The organism is Pseudomonas sp. NBRC 111143, from assembly GCF_001320965.1.
Taxonomy (GTDB): Bacteria; Pseudomonadota; Gammaproteobacteria; order Pseudomonadales; family Pseudomonadaceae; genus Aquipseudomonas; species Aquipseudomonas machongensis.
Genome location: NZ_BCBT01000039.1, coordinates 12,737 through 30,898 on the forward strand (window position 1 = coordinate 12,737; position 18,162 = coordinate 30,898).

General features: G+C 66.4%; 14 protein-coding genes. 12 read left to right on the plus strand and 2 right to left on the minus strand.

What is annotated here, in order from left to right; genetic code table 11:
* The first annotated feature begins 75 nt into the window (after nucleotides 1-75).
* Genes APH44_RS19625 through APH44_RS19645 form a run of 5 tightly spaced genes read left to right on the plus strand, consistent with a single transcriptional unit; the run spans nucleotide 76 to nucleotide 7,004 of the window.
* The gene (locus APH44_RS19625) at nucleotides 76-858 is read left to right on the plus strand and encodes an enoyl-CoA hydratase/isomerase family protein (RefSeq protein ID WP_054894137.1); all 783 of its coding nucleotides are present in this window, start codon (nucleotides 76-78) and stop codon (nucleotides 856-858) included.
* A gap of 43 nt (nucleotides 859-901) precedes the next feature.
* On the plus strand, nucleotides 902-2,062 hold the full coding sequence (locus tag APH44_RS19630; protein WP_054894138.1) for an acyl-CoA dehydrogenase family protein: 1,161 nt from the start codon (nucleotides 902-904) through the stop codon (nucleotides 2,060-2,062).
* 18 nt (nucleotides 2,063-2,080) lie between these two features.
* Nucleotides 2,081-4,180 carry an acetate--CoA ligase family protein gene (locus tag APH44_RS19635; protein ID WP_054894139.1) on the plus strand — a complete coding sequence of 700 codons (2,100 nt, stop codon included), beginning with the start codon at nucleotides 2,081-2,083 and terminating at the stop codon, nucleotides 4,178-4,180.
* Between the two features lie 10 nt (nucleotides 4,181-4,190).
* Entirely contained in the window at nucleotides 4,191-5,798 is a 1,608-nt protein-coding gene (locus APH44_RS19640) for a 5-guanidino-2-oxopentanoate decarboxylase (protein ID WP_054894140.1), read from the plus strand.
* A gap of 12 nt (nucleotides 5,799-5,810) precedes the next feature.
* A complete protein-coding gene (locus tag APH44_RS19645) occupies nucleotides 5,811-7,004 on the plus strand; it encodes a pyridoxal phosphate-dependent aminotransferase (protein ID WP_054894141.1) in 1,194 nt (397 codons plus the stop codon).
* A 51-nt stretch (nucleotides 7,005-7,055) separates the two neighbouring features.
* On the opposite strand, the gene APH44_RS19650 is transcribed toward APH44_RS19645, so the two are convergent.
* Complete coding sequence (locus APH44_RS19650; protein ID WP_054894142.1) at nucleotides 7,056-7,496, minus strand: Rrf2 family transcriptional regulator; 441 nt, start codon at nucleotides 7,494-7,496, stop codon at nucleotides 7,056-7,058.
* Between the two features lie 162 nt (nucleotides 7,497-7,658).
* On the opposite strand from APH44_RS19650, the gene APH44_RS19655 reads away from it, so the two are divergent.
* From APH44_RS19655 to APH44_RS19675, 5 genes are read left to right on the plus strand one after another with little or no spacing between them, the layout of a single operon-like run.
* Nucleotides 7,659-9,260 carry an ABC transporter substrate-binding protein gene (locus tag APH44_RS19655; RefSeq protein WP_054894143.1) on the plus strand — a complete coding sequence of 534 codons (1,602 nt, stop codon included), beginning with the start codon at nucleotides 7,659-7,661 and terminating at the stop codon, nucleotides 9,258-9,260.
* Nucleotides 9,261-9,287: 27 nt separating this feature from the next.
* Nucleotides 9,288-10,247 (plus strand): ABC transporter permease, encoded by a 960-nt coding sequence (locus APH44_RS19660; protein ID WP_054894144.1) that lies wholly within the window; start codon nucleotides 9,288-9,290, stop codon nucleotides 10,245-10,247.
* A 3-nt stretch (nucleotides 10,248-10,250) separates the two neighbouring features.
* The gene (locus tag APH44_RS19665; RefSeq protein WP_054894145.1) at nucleotides 10,251-11,078 is read left to right on the plus strand and encodes an ABC transporter permease; all 828 of its coding nucleotides are present in this window, start codon (nucleotides 10,251-10,253) and stop codon (nucleotides 11,076-11,078) included.
* Nucleotides 11,079-11,080: 2 nt separating this feature from the next.
* Nucleotides 11,081-12,724: an ABC transporter ATP-binding protein gene (locus tag APH44_RS19670; RefSeq protein ID WP_054894146.1), complete on the plus strand. Its 1,644-nt coding sequence runs from the start codon at nucleotides 11,081-11,083 to the stop codon at nucleotides 12,722-12,724.
* Entirely contained in the window at nucleotides 12,721-13,422 is a 702-nt protein-coding gene (locus tag APH44_RS19675; protein ID WP_054894147.1) for an NAD(P)H-dependent oxidoreductase, read from the plus strand. Before APH44_RS19670 ends, APH44_RS19675 begins: the two co-directional genes overlap by 4 nt.
* 39 nt (nucleotides 13,423-13,461) lie before the next feature.
* Here the strand turns inward: APH44_RS19675 and mrdA are convergent, their stop codons facing one another.
* On the minus strand, nucleotides 13,462-15,357 hold the full coding sequence (gene mrdA, locus APH44_RS19680) for a penicillin-binding protein 2 (protein ID WP_054894148.1): 1,896 nt from the start codon (nucleotides 15,355-15,357) through the stop codon (nucleotides 13,462-13,464).
* Nucleotides 15,358-15,655: 298 nt separating this feature from the next.
* Here mrdA and APH44_RS19685 point away from each other — a divergent pair, with 298 nt between their 5' ends.
* Both APH44_RS19685 and APH44_RS19690 read left to right on the plus strand, forming a co-directional pair.
* On the plus strand, nucleotides 15,656-17,509 hold the full coding sequence (locus APH44_RS19685) for an ABC transporter ATP-binding protein (protein ID WP_054894149.1): 1,854 nt from the start codon (nucleotides 15,656-15,658) through the stop codon (nucleotides 17,507-17,509).
* Between the two features lie 119 nt (nucleotides 17,510-17,628).
* Entirely contained in the window at nucleotides 17,629-18,150 is a 522-nt protein-coding gene (locus tag APH44_RS19690; protein ID WP_054894150.1) for a DUF3455 domain-containing protein, read from the plus strand.
* The last annotated feature ends 12 nt before the right edge of the window (nucleotides 18,151-18,162 follow it).

Here is an 18,162-nt window from a genome sequence, read left to right on the forward strand (position 1 = left end):
CGATTGCCGCCTTGTTGAACACTCGTTTAGTATCTTCTCCAAGCCCACCCCAACCACAACAACTCGAGGCTTCCCATGACCAGCCTGTTGACCACCCTCGAAGCCGGTGTCGCCTGGATCACGCTCAACCGCCCCGACCAGCGCAATGCCCTGGACATCCCCACCCTCAAGCACCTGCACAGCCTGCTCGAAGACTTCAACGCCGACCCCGCCGTGCGCGTGGTGGTACTGACTGGCAGTGGGCGCAGCTTCTGCGCTGGCGCCGACCTTGCCGAATGGGCCGAGGCCGAGGCTCGCGGCGCCTTGGAAAGCTACGGCTGGACCGAAACCGCCCATGCCTTGATGCAGCGCCTGCACACCCTCGACAAACCCACCCTCGCCGCGATCAACGGCACCGCAGTCGGCGCCGGCATGGACCTGACCCTGTGCTGCGACCTGCGTATCGCCGCCGCTTCGGCGCGCTTCAAGGCTGGCTACACCAGCATGGCCTACAGCCCTGACGCGGGCGCCAGTTGGCACCTGCCGCGGTTGATCGGCAGCGAGCAGGCCAAGCGCCTGCTGTTCCTCGACGAGCTGTGGGGCGCCGAACGGGCACTCGCCGCAGGCCTGGTGGGCGAAGTCTGTGCCGACGATCAACTGCTGAGCGTCACCGCCGATCTCGCCTCACGCCTGGCCCAGGGCCCGACTTTCGCCTTCGCCCAGACCAAACGCCTGATCCGCGACGGTGCCCAGCGCACCCTGGCCGAGCAATTGTCTGCAGAACTGGCCGCCGGGCTGCTGTGCGGGCGCAGCGAGGACGGTGCCGAGGCACTGCGCGCCTCCGTCGAGCGCAGGCCCGCGCGCTTCGTCGGCAAATGACCTTCCAGCACCTCCCTCAGTACCTTCTCCAGGACCCTGCCAGATGAATTTCCAACTGACCCAAGAACAAGAAATGTTGGTGGAAGCGGTACGCAGTTTCGTTGCCAAGGAGCTGCTGCCCCACGAGGAAGAGGTCGACCGCGCCGACGCGGTGTCGCCCGAGTTGGCTGCGCAGATCCGCGGCAAGGCCATCGCCGCAGGCTTCTATGCCTTCAACATGCCCGAAGAGGTCGGCGGTGGCGGGCTTGATTACCTGTCCCAGGCGCTGATCGAACGTGAGTTGTCGAAGGTGTCCTGGGCCGTGCACGTGTTCGTCGCACGCCCTTCGAAAATTCTCATGGCCTGCAAGCACGAGCAGATCAACGACTACCTGCTGCCCAGCGTGCAGGGCGAGAAGATCGATTGCTTCGCCCTCACCGAGCCTGGCGCCGGCTCCGATGCCAACGCCATCAAGACCCGCGCCGTGCGCCAGGGCGATGACTTCGTGATCAACGGCAGCAAGCATTTCATCAGCCATGCCGGGCACGCCGACTTCGCCATCGTCTTCGCCGTCACCGACACCTACGAGCACAACGGCCGCAAGCGCAACGCCGTCACTGCCTTCCTGGTCGATCGCGGCACCCCCGGCATGACCATCCGCCGCGGGCCCAAATGCGTGAGCAACCGTGGCTACCACACCTACGAGCTGTTCTTCGACGACTGCAAGGTGCCCGCCAGCAAGGTGCTGGGCGAGGTCGGCAAGGGCTGGGAAGTGGCCAACGCCTGGCTCACCGCCGGGCGGGTGATGGTCGCCGCCAACTGCGTCGGCCAGGCCCAGCGTGCACTGGACCTGTCGCTGCAGTGGTCGGCGGATCGCAAGCAGTTCGGCCAACCGATCGGCAGTTATCAGGGCGTGTCGTTCAAGCTTGCCGACATGGCTACGCAGATTCGCGCGGCCGAGCTGCTGACCTTGCACACCGCCTGGAAGATGGACCAGGGGAGCATGACCGATGGCGAGGCCGGCATGGCCAAGCTGTTCGCCAGCGAAGTGCTGGGCAAGGTCGCCGATGAAGCGGTACAGATCTTTGGCGGCATGGGCCTGATGGACGAGGGACCGGTGGAGCGGATCTGGCGCAACGCGCGGATCGAGCGGATCTGGGAGGGTACGTCAGAGATCCAGCGGCACATCATTTCCCGCGAACTGTTGCGCCCTCTGCTGCGCTGATCGGGCTGGAGAACACTCATGTCGCAGTCGATTCGTGACAACCTCAAGCGTCTGCTGGCGCCGCAGCACCTGGCCTTCGTCGGTGGCCGCAGCATGGCCCGCGCCCTCAAGCGCTGCGCCGAAGGCGGGTTCCAGGGCCCGATGTGGCTGGTCAACCCGCAGCACCCCAGCATCGATGGCATCCCGTGCGTGGCCACCGTCGCCGAGCTGCCGTGCGGCCCGGATGCCGTGTTCATCGCCACCAACCGCGAGCTGACCCTGGCCTGCGTCGAGCAACTCGCCGCGCTCGGTGCCGGTGGGGCTATCTGCTACGCCTCGGGCTTTGCCGAAAGCGGCGCCGAGGGCGAGGCCCTGCAGCAGCGCCTGCTGCAGGCGGCCGGCAACATGGCGCTGCTCGGGCCCAACTGCTATGGCCTGCTCGACTACCTGCACAGCGCCGCGCTGTGGCCGGTCGCCCATGGCGGCAAGACGGTCGAGAAGGGCGTGGCGATCCTCACCCAGAGCGGCAACTTCGCCTACAACCTGTCGATGAGCGACCGCTCGCTGCCGGTGGCCTACATGGCGTCGGTCGGCAACCAGGCGCAACTGGGCGTGGCCGAGTTGATGGACGTGCTGCTGGACGACCCGCGCGTCACCGCCATCGGCCTGCACCTGGAAGGCTTGAAGAACGTGCCTGGCTTTGCCCGCGCCGCGCACAAGGCGCTGGAGCGCGGCACGCCGATCATCGCGCTGAAGACTGGCGTGTCGCAGATCGGTGCCGAACTTGCGCTCAGCCACACCAGCTCGTTGTCGGGCTCCGACGCGCTGTACGACGCCTTGTTCAAGCGCCTGGGCGTGATCCGCGTAAGCGGCCCGGTAAGCTTCGTCGAGACCCTCAAGGCCGCCGCCTGCGGGCAGTTGCCCCAAGGCGGGCGGCTGATTGCCCTGGCCTGCTCGGGCGGTGATGCCGGGCTGATCGCCGACTATGCCGAGCGCAATCAGCTGAGCCTGCCCAAACTTGAGCGGGGCCAGGTCGATGAACTGGCCCAGGTCCTGCCCAGCTACGCCAACCTGGTCAACCCGCTGGACTTCACCACGGCCATCTGGGGCGACGGCGAGGCGCTGCAGCGTATGCTCGACAGCGCCCTGCGCAGCGATGCCGATGCGGCGATGCTGGTGCTCGACTATCCGGCCGAGTTCACCGGCGAGCGCAAGGAGTGCGACCTGCTGCTGGCGCTGTACTGCCAGGCCCTGGCGCGTCACGGCAAGATCGGCTTCGTCACCTCGGCCTTCCCCGAGCTGCTGCCGGCCAGCGCCCGTGAGCATCTGCATGCCCATGGCATTGCGGCGTTACAGGGCGTGGAAGATGGCCTGGCGGCCTGGGGGCGGATCGTGGCGTACCAGGCCAATCGACAGCGCCTGCTGGCATTGGGCGAGTCCGCACTGGTGCCATTGTGCCCGCAGGCGCTGACTGGCAAGGCGCGCTTGCTGGACGAGTGGCAGTCCAAGCAGGCCCTGCGGCCCTTTGGTTTGCCGGTCCCGGACGGTCGGCTGAGCACCCCTGGTTCGGCGCTGGCCGATTCGGCCACTGTCGGTTTTCCGCTGGTGCTCAAGGCCGTCAGCGCGCAGTTGCCGCACAAGACCGAAGCCGGCGCGGTGGCGCTGAACCTGCGTGATGGCCGCGCGCTCGAGGCCGCGCTGCACCAGATGCGCGAACGTATCCACGCCCATGCGCCGCAGGTGCCGTTTGATCGAGTACTGCTCGAACCGATGGCCGAGCCCGCGTTGGCCGAGTTGATCGTCGGCATCAAACGCGAGAACGGCTTTGCCCTGGCATTGATCATTGGTGCTGGCGGGGTGCTGGTCGAGCTGCTCAAGGACAGCACCAGCCTGCTGCTGCCCACCACCGATGGCGCCATCCGCGCCGCCTTGCTCGGGCTGCGCAGCGCCGGATTGCTGCAGGGCTTCCGCGGGCGCCCGGCGGCCGATCTGGATGCCTTGGTGGCCGCGATACGCGCGGTGGCCGACTACGCCTGCGAAAACGCCAGCCAGTTGCTGGAACTGGACGTCAACCCATTGATGGTCGGCGCCAACGCCACCACGGCGGTCGATGCGCTGATCCGCCTGGGCCAGGCCTGAGGAGATGAACATGCATGACAAACCCTTGACCGGCGGCCAGGCCCTGGTCCGATTGCTGGCCAACTATGGCGTCGACACCGTGTTCGGCATCCCCGGCGTGCACACGCTGGAGCTGTATCGCGGCCTGCCTGGCAGTGGCATCCGCCATGTGCTGACCCGCCATGAACAGGGCGCTGGCTTCATGGCCGACGGCTATGCGCGCATCAGTGGCAAGCCGGGAGTGTGCTTCGTCATCACCGGCCCCGGTGTGACCAATGCCGCCACCGCCATCGGCCAGGCCCATGCCGACTCGATTCCGTTGCTGGTGATTTCCAGCGTCAACCACAGCGCCAGCCTGGGCAAGGGCTGGGGTTGCCTGCACGAGACCCAGGACCAACGCGCGATGACCGCGCCGATCACCGCCTTCTCGGCGCTGGCCCTGAGCCCGGAAGACCTGCCTGAGCTGATCGCCCGCGCCTGGGCGGTGTTCGACAGCGAGCGACCGCGGCCGGTGCATATTTCGGTGCCGCTGGATGTGCTGTCGGCAGCGGTGGCGCGTGACTGGAGCGCCGAGGTGGTACGCCGTCCTGGTCGCAGCGTGCCGGATCGCACGGTGCTGGATCAGGCAGCGGCCAGGCTGGCGGCGGCCAAGCGCCCGATGATCATCGCTGGCGGTGGGGCATTGCAGGCGGGTGCTGAACTGGCCGCGCTGAGCGAGCGCCTGGCGGCACCGGTGTTCACCAGCGTGGCAGGCAAGGGGCTGCTGCCGCCTGAGTCGCCGCTCAGTGCCGGCGCTAGCCTGTGTGTGGAGCCTGGCTGGCAGATGATCGCCGAGGCTGACGTGGTGCTGGCGGTGGGGACCGAGATGGCCGACACCGATTTCTGGCGCGATCGCCTGCCGATCAACGGCGAACTGATCCGCATCGACATCGACCCGCGCAAGTTCAACGACTTCTATCCTTGCGCCCTGGCCCTGCAGGGTGATGCGCGCCTCACCCTGGTCGGGGTGCTGGAGCATCTTCCACAGGTTCGCCGCGACGCCACGGCGGTCATCCAGGCGGTTGCCGGCCTGCGCGAGGCGGTGAGGGCAGGGCATGGTCCGTTGCAGCGGCTGCACCAAGGCATTCTCGACCGTGTGGGCCGAGCATTGCCGGACAATGCCTTCATCAGTACCGACATGACGCAGTTGGCCTATACCGGCAACTACGCCTTCCCCAGCAAGGCGCCGCGCAGTTGGCTGCATCCCACGGGGTACGGAACCCTGGGTTATGGTCTACCGGCGGGCATCGGCGGCATGTTCGCCGGTGGCGAGCGTCCGGGCCTGGTGCTGGTGGGTGACGGCGGCTTCCTGTACACCGCGCAGGAACTGGCCACGGCGGTCGAGGAGCTGGACCGGCCGCTGGTGGTATTGCTGTGGAACAACGATGCGCTCGGGCAGATCCGCGACGATATGCTGGGCCTGGATATTGAGCCCATCGGCGTGCTGCCGCGCAACCCCGACTTCATCGGCCTGGGCCGCGCCTTCGGTTGCGCCGTGGCGCAGCCCGGCAGCCTCGATGAACTGGAGCAGGAACTCAGGAACGGATTCGCGCGCAATGGCGTCACCCTGATCGAACTCAGGCATGCCTGCGCCCATTGATGGAGGTTTTTCATGCGTTTTTCAAAGCTGACCCAGCGCATCGCCGGTGACGGCGCTGCGGCCTGGGAGATTCATTACCGCGCCCTTGAGCTGCAGGCTCAGGGCCGCGACATCCTGCTGCTGTCGGTGGGCGACCCGGACTTCGACACCCCGGCGCCGATCGTCCAGGCCGCCATCGACAGCCTGCAGGACGGCCACACCCATTACTCCGATATACGCGGCAAGCGCGCCCTGCGCCAGGCGATCGCCCGGCGCCACCAGCAGCGCAGCGGCCAAGCCGTCGATGCCGACCAGGTGACGGTGCTGGCCGGTGCCCAGTGCGCGTTGTTCTGCGTGGCCCAGTGCGTGCTCGACCCGGGTGACGAGGTGATCGTCGCCGAGCCGATGTACGTCACCTACGAGGCCGTGTTCGGCGCCTGTGGCGCCACGGTGGTGCCGGTGCCGGTCAAGCCCGAGCATGGCTTTCGCGTGCAGGCCGAGGATGTTGCCGCGCGCATCACCCCGCGTACCCGCGCGCTGGCGCTGAACAGCCCGCACAACCCCTCCGGTGCCAGCCTGCCGCGCAGCACCTGGGAGGCGCTGGCCGAACTGTGCGTGGCCCATGACCTGTGGCTGATCAGCGACGAGGTGTACAGCGAGCTGTTGTACGAAGGCGAGCATATCAGCCCTGGCAGCCTGCCAGGCATGGCCGACCGGACCGCGACCCTGAACAGCCTGTCCAAGTCCCACGCCATGACGGGCTGGCGGGTTGGCTGGGTGGTCGGTTCGGCGTCGTTGGCCGCGCACCTGGAGAACCTGGCGCTGTGCATGCTGTATGGCTCGCCGGACTTCATCCAGGATGCTGCCGTGGTGGCGCTGGAGCAGCGCCTGCCGGAGCTCGAAGCGATGCGCGAGGCCTATCGACAGCGGCGCGACCTGGTCTGCGAACGCTTGGCCGATTGTCCGGGGGTGAAGGCACTCAAGCCTGATGGCGGGATGTTCGTGATGGTCGATATCCGCCAGACCGGCCTCAGCGCCCAGGCGTTTTCCAGCCTGCTGTTGGAGGAACATGGCGTATCGGTACTGGCGGGGGAAGCGTTCGGGCCGAGTGCGGCGGGGCATATTCGCCTGGGGCTGGTGCTGGGTGCCGAGGCCCTGACCGAGGCTTGCCGGCGGATTGCCCAGTGTGCTTCGCAGGTGCTGGAGGGCAGGGTAGTTACAGGTTGAGGCGGATGGCTTTTTTCGCGGGCTTGCCCGCGAAAAGGCCGGCCCTGCCAATCAACCTTCCACAGCCCCCTCAACCGGCTGATCGAACGCAACGAACAACTGGTCCGCCGTGATCGCCCCCAGGTCCAGGCGCATGTTCGCCTCCAGCATCGCGAACAGCCCGGTGAACACCTCGAACACCTTGCAGTGATCCTCCATCCCCGAAAACGGGTTGTCGATCTTCTCGGCGATCAGCGAGCTCTCCTGCACTGCGTCGTACACCTCGCGCAGGGTGATCTCGCTGGCCGGACGGGCGAGGGTGAGGCCGCCCTGGGCGCCGCGCCAGGACTTGAGAATGTTGGCCTTGACCATCTGCGAAGCCAGGCTGCGCACCCGTGTGGGGTGCACCTTGACCCACCTGGCGATGGTCTCGGTGCGCAGTTTCTGCGGCGCGTTGGCGGCCACGAACGAGAGGATGTACGAGGCGGTGATCAGGCGGGTCGATTGGCTCATCGGTAAAAATCCCTGGTGAATCGCAAAGTCGGTGTCCCTGTGAAAATCCATCTTGGCAGGGGCATGCCAATGAGTCTAATGTATTTGTCACGATGACAATTACAAATATTCGGTCATCGATGCCTGCGATCCTTCTTCCAGCGGTTCAACAGGGGCAATGCCATGAGCGATAAGAACAACAAGATCACTCAAGCGATGCCCGGCGGCGGCCTGCCACGTCGGGAGTTCCTCAAGTACAGCGCGGCAGCGGCGACCTTCGCCGGCGCCTTCTCCCTGGGCCTGCCCCTGCCGGGCTGGGCCGAGGAGGTCACCCCCAAGGCTGGCGGCACCCTGCGCATGGGGCTGGCCGGGGGCAGCACCACTGACTCGCGTGACCCCGGCACCTGGGCCGACACCTTCACCTTCGTCGGCTTCTCGGCGGTCTACAACACCCTCAGCGAAATCAGCGTCGACGGCACCGCCATTCCGGAGCTGGCCGAGCGCTGGGAGTCCAGCCCGGATGCCAAGGTCTGGACCTTCTTCCTGCGCCAGGGCGTGACCTTCCACGATGGCAAGAGCCTCGATGCCGGCGATGTGGTCGCCTCGATCCAGCATCACCTGGGCGAGAAATCCACCTCGGCGGCCAAGACCGTCCTCGGCGATGTTGCCGTGGTGCGTGCCCAGGACGCCGCCACCGTGGTGTTCGAGCTGCACTCGGGCAACGCCGACTTCCCCTATGTGGTCGCCGACTACCACCTGGTGATCATGCCCGCCAAGGACGGCGCCGCCGACTGGCAGGCCGGTATCGGCACGGGCGGCTATCGCCTCAAGCACTTCGAGCCGGGCGTGCGCATGGACCTGGTGCGCAGCCCCGACTACTGGAAGCCGGGCAGGGCGCATTTCGCCACGGCCGAGTTGCTGTCGATCGCCGACGGCGCGGCGCGGGTCAATGCCCTGGTCACAGGCCAGGTGGATGTGATCAACAAGGTCGACCTCAAGACCGTGGCGCTGCTCAAGCGCAACCCGCAACTGGTGATCGAGGAAACCAAAGGCGCCCAGCACTACACCTTCCCCATGCTCTGCGACACCGCGCAGTTCCAGGACAACAACGTGCGCCTGGCGCTCAAGCACGCCATCGACCGACAGGCCCTGCTGACCTCGGTGCTGTACGGATACGGCCAGATCGGCAACGACCACCCGATCCAGCCTGGCAGCCGCTTCATCAACACGGCCCTGGAGCAGCGGGTATACGACGCCGACAAGGCGCGCTTCTACCTCAAGCAGGCCGGCATGGACAGCCTCAAGGTGCGCCTGCAGGCCTCCGACGCCGCCTACACCGGCGCAGTCGACGCCTCGGTGCTGTTCAAGGAGCAGGCGCGCAAGGCCGGTATCGACATCGACGTGGTGCGCGAGCCGGCCGACGGCTTCTTCACCAACGTGTGGATGAAGCAGCCGTTCACCACCTCGTTCTGGTACTCGAGCCTGACCGCCGACCGCATGTTCAGCATCGGCTACGCCAAGGGCGCGGCGTGGAACGAGACGCACTGGGACAACCCGCGCTTCAACCAGTTGCTCAACGCTGCCCGTGGCGAGATGAACGCTCCGCTGCGCCAGGAGATGTACAACGAAATGCAGGCGCTGTGCCGCGACGATGGCGGCGCCATCGTGCCGCTGTTCGCAAGCTCCGTCGCGGCCCGCTCCCGGCGGGTGATGCACGGCGGCGTCACCGCACCTTACGGTGAGCTGGACGGCCTGCGCCTGATCGAGCGCTGGTGGCAGGCCTGAATCCCATTTCGTCGCGAGGACCGTACGGTGAATAGTCTCTGCAAACTGCTCGCCCAGCGCCTGGCCCTGGGCCTGCTGTCGCTGCTGGCGGTGTCGGTGATCATCTTCCTGGCGGTGGGCATGCTCCCGGGCGACGTGGCCCAGGCCATGCTCGGCCAGGCCGCCACCCCGGAAACCGTGGCTGCACTGCGCAGCCAACTGGGCCTGGACCAACCCGCGCTGACGCGCTTCTTCCACTGGGGCTGGCAACTGCTGCAAGGCGATCTCGGCGTGTCGCTGGCCAACCAGCGGCCGATCGCCGAGCTGATCGGCGCACGCCTGGGCAACACCTTCAGCCTGGCGCTGCTGGCGGCCCTGGTGTCGGTGCCACTGGCGCTGCTGCTGGGCATGCTGGCGGCGCTGTACCGCAACAGCTGGTTCGACCGGCTGCTCAACACCAGCGCCCTGAGTGCGGTGTCGTTCCCGGAATTCTTCGTCGCCTACATCCTGATCCTGGTGTTTGCGGTGAAGCTGGCCTGGCTGCCAAGCATCTCCAACCTCTCCCCGGATGCCTCCCTGGGCGAGGTGCTGGAGCGCTCGCTGCTGCCGGTGCTGACCCTGAGCCTGGTGGTGGTGGCGCAGATGATGCGCATGACCCGCGCCTCGCTGATCAACCTGCTCGCCAGCCCCTACATCGAGATGGCCCGGCTCAAGGGTATCGGCCAGGCGCGGATCATCTTCCGCCATGCCTTGCCCAACGCCCTGGCGCCGATCGTCAACGTGGTGGCGCTGAACCTGGCGTACCTGGTGGTTGGCGTGGTGGTGGTCGAGGTGGTGTTCGTCTACCCGGGCCTGGGCCAGTTGCTGGTCGACTCGGTGGCCAAGCGCGACATCCCGGTGGTGCAGGCCTGCAGCTTGATCTTCGCCGCCACCTACATCCTGCTCAACACCAGTGCCGATGTGCTGTCGATCGCCAGCAACCCGCGCCTGATGCATCCGAAGGGGTAGCCCATGAGCCTGTACACGCAATTGCGCCGTGCGCCGCTGAGCGCCAAGTTCGGCCTGCTGGTGATCCTGCTGTATGTGCTGGTGGCGCTGTTCGCGCCGCTGGTGGCGCCGTTCGGCGAAACCGAAGTGGTCGGCGAGGGCTTCGCACCCTGGGGCGGGCAGTTCCTGCTCGGCACCGACAACCTGGGCCGCGACATGTTCAGCCGCCTGGTCTATGGCGCACGCAATACTCTCGGCATCGCCTTCCTGACCACCGTGCTGGCCTTCGCCCTGGGCGGCTTCTGCGGGCTGGTGGCGGCGATTCGCGGTGGCTGGATCGACCAGGGCATGTCGCGGGTGGTGGACATCCTCATGGCCATCCCGCAACTGATCTTCGCCTTGCTGATTCTCAGCGTGGTCGGCACCACCACCACCTCGCTGGTGCTGGTGATCGCGCTGCTCGATGCCACCCGGGTGTTCCGCCTGTCGCGGGCGGTGGCGATGAGCGTGGTGGTGCAGGACTTCGTCGAGGCGGCGCGGCTGCGCGGGGAAGGGTTGTGGTGGCTGGTCACCCGCGAGGTGCTGCCCAATGCCGCAGCGCCGCTGATCGCCGAGTTCGGCCTGCGCTTCTGCTTTGTCTTCCTGTTCATCAGTGCACTGTCGTTCCTCGGCCTGGGCATCCAGCCGCCCACCGCCGACTGGGGCAGCATGGTGCGCGACAACGCCGTGCTGATCACCTTCGGCGATGTCAGCCCGCTGCTGCCGGCGCTGGCGGTGGCGCTGATCACCGTGAGCGTGAATTTCGTCGTCGACTGGGTGCTGCACAAGTCCAGCGGCCTGAAGGAGTGCTGAGCATGAAACCGCTACTGCAAATCCGCGACCTGCATATCGAAGGTCACTCCGACGACGCCTGGCACCCGCTGGTCAAGGGCATCGATCTGACCCTGCAGCGCGGCGAGGTACTGGGCTTGATCGGTGAGTCGGGGGCCGGCAAGTCGACCCTCGGCCTCGCTGCGATGGGGTACGTGCGCGACGGCTGCCGCATCGCCCGTGGCTCGGTGTGCTTCGACGGCCAGGAACTGGTCGGCGCGGCCCCCGAGGTGCTGCGCAAGCTGCGCGGCCTGCGGGTGGCCTACGTGGCGCAGAGCGCTGCGGCGTCGTTCAACCCGGCGCATCGGTTGATCGACCAGCATGTGGAAACCGCCGTGATCAACGGCGGTATCGACCGCGCCACCGCCGAGGCCGAGGCGGTCGAACTGTACCGCGTGCTGCGCCTGCCGGACCCGGAGAACATCGGCCGGCGCTACCCGCACCAGGTGTCTGGCGGCCAACTGCAGCGGGTGATGACCGCCATGGCCATGGCCTGCCACCCGGACTTGATCGTGTTCGACGAGCCGACCACTGCGCTCGACGTGACCACCCAGATCGAGGTGATCGCCGCCATTCGCGATGCGGTCAAGCGCTTCGGCAGCGCAGCGTTGTACATCAGCCACGACCTGGCCCTGGTGGCGCAGATCGCCGACCGCATCATGGTGCTGCGCCACGGCAGCCTGGTCGAGGAGGCTGCCACCCGCACCATGCTCGGCGCCCCGAGCCAGGACTACACCCGTTCGCTGTGGGCGGTGCGCAGCTTCCATACCGAACCCAAGCCCAGCCAGGCGCAGGCCCGGCCACTGCTCGAGGTGCGCAACGCCTCGGCCAGCTACGGCGCCCAGCCGGTGCTGCATGAGGTGTCGCTCAAGCTGGAGCGCGGCCAGACGCTGGCGGTGATCGGCGAGTCCGGCAGCGGCAAGAGCACCACCGCGCGGCTGATTACCGGTCTCCTGCAACCGAGCAGCGGCCAGGTGCTGTACGACGGTGAAGCCTTGCCGGCCGACTACCGGCGGCGCAGCAAGGAGCAGTTGCGACGCATCCAGATGATCTACCAGATCCCCGACACCGCGCTCAATCCACGCCAGCGTATCGTCGACATCATCGGTCGCCCACTGGCGTTCTACCTGGGCCTCAAGGGCAGGGCGCTGCGCGAGCGGGTCGCCGAGCTGCTGGAGATGATCGAGCTGGACCCTGCCAGGTTCATGGAGCGCCAGCCCCGCGAACTGTCCGGCGGGCAGAAGCAGCGGGTGTGCATCGCCCGCGCCCTGGCCGCCGAGCCGCAACTGATCATCTGCGACGAGGTGACCTCGGCCCTCGATCAGCTGGTGGCCGAAGGCGTGCTCAAGCTGCTCGACCGCATCCAGCGCCAGCTGGGCGTGGCCTACCTGTTCATCACCCACGATGTGGCTACCGTGCGCGCCATCGCCGACGAGGTGATGGTGATGCAGCGGGGCAGGGTGGTGGACCAGGGGCGGCGCGAGTCGATTTTCACCCCGCCGTATCAGGATTACACCGGGCTGCTGTTCTCTTCCGAACCGCAGATGGACCCGGACTGGCTCGACCGCCTGCTGGCCGGTCGCGCCGCTGCCACTACCCAGCCAATTGCCGAAGGACAGCTTCCATGAACGTACTGATCGTCCACGCCCACCCTGAACCGCATTCCTTCACCGCCGCCCTGCGCGACCAGGCGGTGGAGACTTTCAAGGCCCAGGGACACCAGGTGCAGGTCAGCGACCTGTACGCCATGGGCTGGAACCCGGTGGCCAGCGCCGAGGATTTCAGCACCCGTGAAAACCCGGAGTATCTGGTCTATGCGCTGGAACAACGCCTGGGCGTCAAGAGCGGCTCCATCGCCGCGGATATCCGGCAGGAGCTGGACAAGCTGCTGTGGGCCGATCTGCTGGTGCTGAACTTCCCGATCTTCTGGTTCTCCGCCCCGGCCATGCTCAAGGGCTGGATCGACCGGGTGCTGGTGTCGGGGGTGTGCTATGGCGGCAAGCGTTTCTACGACCAGGGTGGCCTGGCGGGCAAGAAGGCGCTGGTGACCGTGACCCTGGGCGGGCGAGAGCACATGTTCGGCGAAGGGGCGATCCACGGGCCGCTGGAGGACATGCTGCGGCCGATCCTGCGCGGCACCCTGGCCTATGTCGGTTTCGAGGTGCTGGCGCCGTTCGTGGCCTGGCACGTGCCCTATATCAGCGACGAGGCGCGGGGTGAGTTCCTGGTGCAGTATCGTCAGCGTCTGGAACAGCTTTCGGATGACCAGCCACTGGTGTTCCCGCGTCTGGAGCAGTTCGACGAGGCGCTGTATCCGTTGCGATGATGGGTGAACCCGCGTCCACAGGAGGCGGGCGACCTGGCGTCAGCCGTGCGGTACCGCGCCCTTGCCCGCGCTCCCGGCGTACTGTTCCTTCAGGTGCCCCTGGTCATCCAGCAACCAGGCATCCATGATCTCGCGCACCACAGGTCCGGCCACCCGGCCGCCAGCCTCGCCGTTCTCGATCATCACCGCCACCACGATGGAGGGATGCTCGGCGGGGGCGAAACCCACGAACAGGGCGTTGTCGCGGTGCCGCTCCAGGGTCTTGTCGCGGTTGTAGCGCTCGCCCTGGCGGATCGCCACGACCTGCGCGGTGCCGCTCTTGCCGGCAATCCGGTACTGCGCGCCAGCGGCGGCCGCACGGGCGATGCCGCGCGGATCGTGCATGACCATCTGCATGCCCTGGCTGACCTGGTCCCAGGCGCGTTTGTCATGCAGCACGATGTCGGGCATCGGGTTCGGGTCGACCGGGTGCTCGCCACCCACGGTCATGGCCAGGTGCGGACGGTGCCACACCCCCTTGCTGGCCAGCAGGCTGGTGGCCTGCGCCAGTTGCAGCGGGGTGACCTGCATGTACCCTTGGCCGATGCCGAGGATCAGGGTTTCGCCGGGGAACCAGGCCTGGCGGCGGGTGGCGCGTTTCCATTGCGCAGACGGCATCAGGCCGGGCGCTTCCTCGAACATGTCCAGGGAGACCTTCTGGCCCAGGCCGAACTCGGCCATGTAGTCGTGCAGGCGGTCAATGCCCAGCTTGTGCGCCAGGTCGTAGAAGTAGGTGTCGTTGGAACGCATGATGGCGGTGTACATGTCCACCCAGCCATCGCCGCTGCGGTTCCAGTTGCGGTACTTGTGGTCGTAGTTGGGCAGCTCGTAGTAGCCGGGGTCGAACACGCGGCTACCCGGATTGATCACGCCGCTGTCCAGGCCGGCGATGGCCACTTCCGGCTTGACCGTCGAGCCTGGCGCATACAGCCCGCGCAGCACGCGGTTGAACAGCGGACGGTCGATCGAGTCGCGCAGCGCGGCGTATTGCTTGAAGCTGATGCCCTTGACGAACAGGTTGGGGTCGAAGCTGGGGTTGCTGACCATCGCCAGTACGTCGCCCGTGGCTGGATCCAGCGCCACCACCGCGCCGCGGCGATCGCCCAGGGCCTTTTCGGCGGCCTGCTGCAGTTTGGCGTCCAGGCTCAGGACGATATCCTTGCCCGGCACCGGATCGTGATGGCGCAGCACGCGCATGACCCGCCCCTGGGCATTGGTCTCGACTTCCTCATACCCCACATGGCCGTGCAGTTCGTTTTCGTAGAAGCGCTCGACGCCGGTCTTGCCGATCGACTGGGTGCCGCGGTACTCGGTGCTGTCGAGGGTCTTGGCTTCCTTTTCGTTGATCCGTCCGACGTAGCCGACCGAATGGGCGAAGTGTTCGGCCAGCGGGTATTCGCGAATGAACTGCGGCTCGACGTCCAGGCCGGGCAGGCGGAACTGATTGACCGCGATCAGCGCGATCTGCTCTTCGCTCAGGCCGAACATCAGGGTGACCGGTTCGAACGGCTTGCGGCCGCGGCGCAGGTCTTTGTCGAACTGGGCGCGGTCGTCGTCGGAGAGGTTCAGGATCTTCGCCAGGGCATCGAGCACGGCGGGGGTCTGGCCGTTGGTGCGCTCGCGGGTCATGGTGAGGTTGAAGCTGGGCTTGTTGTCGGCCAGCACCACGCCGTTACGGTCGTAGATCAACCCGCGTTCGGGGGCGATGGGCAGCACGTGCACGCGGTTGTTCTCCGAGACCGCCGATTGCTGGTCGTGCTGCAGCACCTGCAAGACGTACAGCCTGCCGATCAGCACGGCAACCAGGCCCAGGGTCAGCGCGGCGCAGACCAGCAGCCGGCGGTTGACCAGGTGCTTTTCCTTTTCGTGGTCCTTGAGGGGAATCGGCTGTGGCATGGGGGCTCGCTGAAGTGATGACGAGTGAAGGCGAGGGCTGGCCCGCAGTGGGCCGTCTGCGGCCCCAAGGGCCGGGGATGCTACGCAAGCTCGGCGGTCGGCTCAAGGTCGGTCACGGCCAGCGAACAGCGTGACGTGCCGCCCACCCCGGTAGCAGCGCGCTGGCGTGGAAGATGAAAATTCCTTCATCTGACCGCTGGCGCCCGGTCGCCGGCTGCGCACCGCTGTCGATGTCAATTTCCGCCACCTGTCGTCATGAACTGGCACAATCCCTTGTTTGGCTTATTCGGAGACTTCCATGCTGCGCATATTCGAGCGTTGGCTAGACCCCTTCCCACCCGACGAAGCCCCACCACCGCCCATGGGCCTGGCACGGTTCATGTGGGCCTGCACGCGCGGCGCCCGGGGCTATATCGTGGCGCTGGCGCTGCTCAGCGCTGCAGTGTCGATCTACGAGGCCTGGCTGTTCGCCTTCCTTGGCCAGGTGGTGGACCTGCTTTCGACCTGGAAAGTGGGCGATGCGGTGACCGCAGAGGAGGCGAGGGTGCTGTGGGGTGCGGGGGCCGTGCTGCTGGTCAGTATCGGCCTGGTGGCGGGGCGCACGCTGGTGCAGCATCAGGTGCTGGCGATCAACCTGCCGCTGCGCCTGCGTTGGGATTTCCATCGCCTGATGCTGCGCCAGAGCTTGTCGTTCTTCTCCGACGAGTTCTCTGGCCGGGTCACCACCAAGGTGATGCAGACGGCGCTGGCGGTGCGTGAGGTGCTGTTCACCCTGATCGAGATCCTGCCCGGTATCGGCGTGTACTTCGTGGCGATCATTGCCCTGGCTGGCGGCTTCGCGCTCAAGCTCATGCTGCCGTTCATTGCCTGGGTGGTGCTGTTCGGCCTGACCATGGTGTATTTCGTCCCGCGCCTGGGAAAGGTTGGCCAGGAACAGGCCCATGCCCGCTCGTCGATGACAGGGCGGGTTTCGGATGCCTACACCAACATCACCACGGTGAAACTGTTTTCCCACTCCCGGCGCGAGGCGCACTTCGCCCGTGCGGCGATGGAAGATTTCAAGCAGACCGGCTTTCGCCAGATGCGCCTGGTCAGCCTGTTCGAGATCGCCAACCAGGCGTTGGTGGTCGGCCTGATCATGGGCGCGGGAGGTTACGCCTTGTGGCTGTGGCACCAGGGCGAAGTGGGCGCCGGCGCAGTGGCGGCGATCACTGCCATGGCACTGCGCGTCAATGGTATGTCGCACTGGATCATGTGGCAGATGACCTCGCTGTTCGAGAATATCGGCACCGTGCAGGACGGCATGGTGACCCTGACCACCGGCCCCAAGGTCCAGGATGTGCCGAACGCGGGAGAGCTGGTGACCCACGGCGGGGCGGTGAGCTTCGATAATGTGCGTTTCAACTATAACGGCGAGCGCCAGGTGCTCGATGGCCTGAGCCTTGAGATTCGCCCCGGCGAGAAGATCGGCCTGGTCGGCCGCTCCGGTGCGGGCAAGTCGACGCTGATCAACTTGCTGCTGCGTTTCTATGACGTGGACAGTGGCGAGATCCGCATCGATGGGCAGAACATCGCCCAGGTCACCCAGGACAGCCTGCGCAGCGCCATCGGCATGGTCACCCAGGACACCTCGCTGTTGCACCGTTCGATTCGCGACAACATCGCCTACGGTCGCCCCGAGGCGAGCGAGGCGCAGATCCGTCGTGCTGCCGCCAGTGCCCAGGCCGATGGCTTCATCAGCCAGTTGAGCGACCGCCAAGGGCACACCGGCTACGACACCTTGGTAGGCGAGCGTGGCATCAAGCTGTCCGGGGGCCAGCGCCAGCGAATCACGATTGCGCGGGTGATGCTCAAGAATGCCCCGATCCTGCTGCTCGACGAGGCCACCAGTGCGTTGGACTCGGAGGTTGAGGTCGCCATCCAGGAAAGCCTCGATGACATGATGCAGGGCAAGACGGTGATCGCCATCGCTCACCGGTTGTCCACCATCGCGGCGATGGACAGGCTCATCGTGATGGATGAAGGGCGCATCATCGAGCAGGGCACCCACGCTGAACTGCTGGCCAGAAACGGCACCTATGCGCGGTTGTGGCAGCATCAGAGCGGTGGCTTCCTGGGCGAGGATCAGGGCGTGGTGGAGTCCGCCGAATAGGCGTCCTGCGACCGTTCGTCGCCAGGAACGCCTCGCCTGCATCCACAACGGCTGCTGGCGGGTACAGGAAGACAACAGTCATCGACTGTCCAACCGAGTGCCCACCAGGAGTCCATCCCATGAAAATCCCGTTTGCCTCGATCCTGCTCGTATCGAGCTTCACGCTCGCGCAACAGGCTGCCCATGCCGCGGTACCCGATGCCGTCAAGGTGCCCGCTGGCCACACGGTCATGCTCGAAACCGTCGGCGTCGGTGAAATCACCTACGAGTGCCGTGACAAGAGCAATGCGCCGGGCGAGACCGAGTGGTTCTTCGTCGGTCCCAAGGCGACCCTCAGCGACCGCAGTGGCAAGGCTATCGGCGACTACTTTGGCCCGCCCGCCACCTGGCAGGCCAAGGACGGCTCGAAAGTCACCGGCACCCAGCTTGCCGTGGCCCCTGCGGGCAAAGGCGATCTGCCTTACCAACTGGTCAAGGCGAATCCGGCCGAGGGTAAAGGGGCAATGCATGGGGTCAGCTACATCCAGCGCCTCGCCACTCAGGGCGGTGTGGCGCCGGCAATGGCCTGTACAGCGCAGAACAAGGGGGCGCAGCAGATCGTCAAATACCAGGCCGACTACATCTTCTGGTCTGCAAAATGACGCGTGGTTGAA

Excerpts from the sequence above, each read along its gene's own strand:
- APH44_RS19625 (WP_054894137.1), top strand. The coding sequence starts at position 76 with ATGACCAGCCTGTTGACCACCCTCGAAGCCGGTGTCGCCTGGATCACG.
- APH44_RS19630 (WP_054894138.1), top strand. The coding sequence starts at position 902 with ATGAATTTCCAACTGACCCAAGAACAAGAAATGTTGGTGGAAGCGGTA.
- APH44_RS19635 (WP_054894139.1), top strand. The coding sequence starts at position 2,081 with ATGTCGCAGTCGATTCGTGACAACCTCAAGCGTCTGCTGGCGCCGCAG.
- APH44_RS19640 (WP_054894140.1), top strand. The coding sequence starts at position 4,191 with ATGCATGACAAACCCTTGACCGGCGGCCAGGCCCTGGTCCGATTGCTG.
- APH44_RS19645 (WP_054894141.1), top strand. The coding sequence starts at position 5,811 with ATGCGTTTTTCAAAGCTGACCCAGCGCATCGCCGGTGACGGCGCTGCG.
- APH44_RS19650 (WP_054894142.1), bottom strand. The coding sequence starts at position 7,496 with ATGAGCCAATCGACCCGCCTGATCACCGCCTCGTACATCCTCTCGTTC.
- APH44_RS19655 (WP_054894143.1), top strand. The coding sequence starts at position 7,659 with ATGAGCGATAAGAACAACAAGATCACTCAAGCGATGCCCGGCGGCGGC.
- APH44_RS19665 (WP_054894145.1), top strand. The coding sequence starts at position 10,251 with ATGAGCCTGTACACGCAATTGCGCCGTGCGCCGCTGAGCGCCAAGTTC.
- APH44_RS19670 (WP_054894146.1), top strand. The coding sequence starts at position 11,081 with ATGAAACCGCTACTGCAAATCCGCGACCTGCATATCGAAGGTCACTCC.
- APH44_RS19675 (WP_054894147.1), top strand. The coding sequence starts at position 12,721 with ATGAACGTACTGATCGTCCACGCCCACCCTGAACCGCATTCCTTCACC.
- mrdA (WP_054894148.1), bottom strand. The coding sequence starts at position 15,357 with ATGCCACAGCCGATTCCCCTCAAGGACCACGAAAAGGAAAAGCACCTG.
- APH44_RS19685 (WP_054894149.1), top strand. The coding sequence starts at position 15,656 with ATGCTGCGCATATTCGAGCGTTGGCTAGACCCCTTCCCACCCGACGAA.
- APH44_RS19690 (WP_054894150.1), top strand. The coding sequence starts at position 17,629 with ATGAAAATCCCGTTTGCCTCGATCCTGCTCGTATCGAGCTTCACGCTC.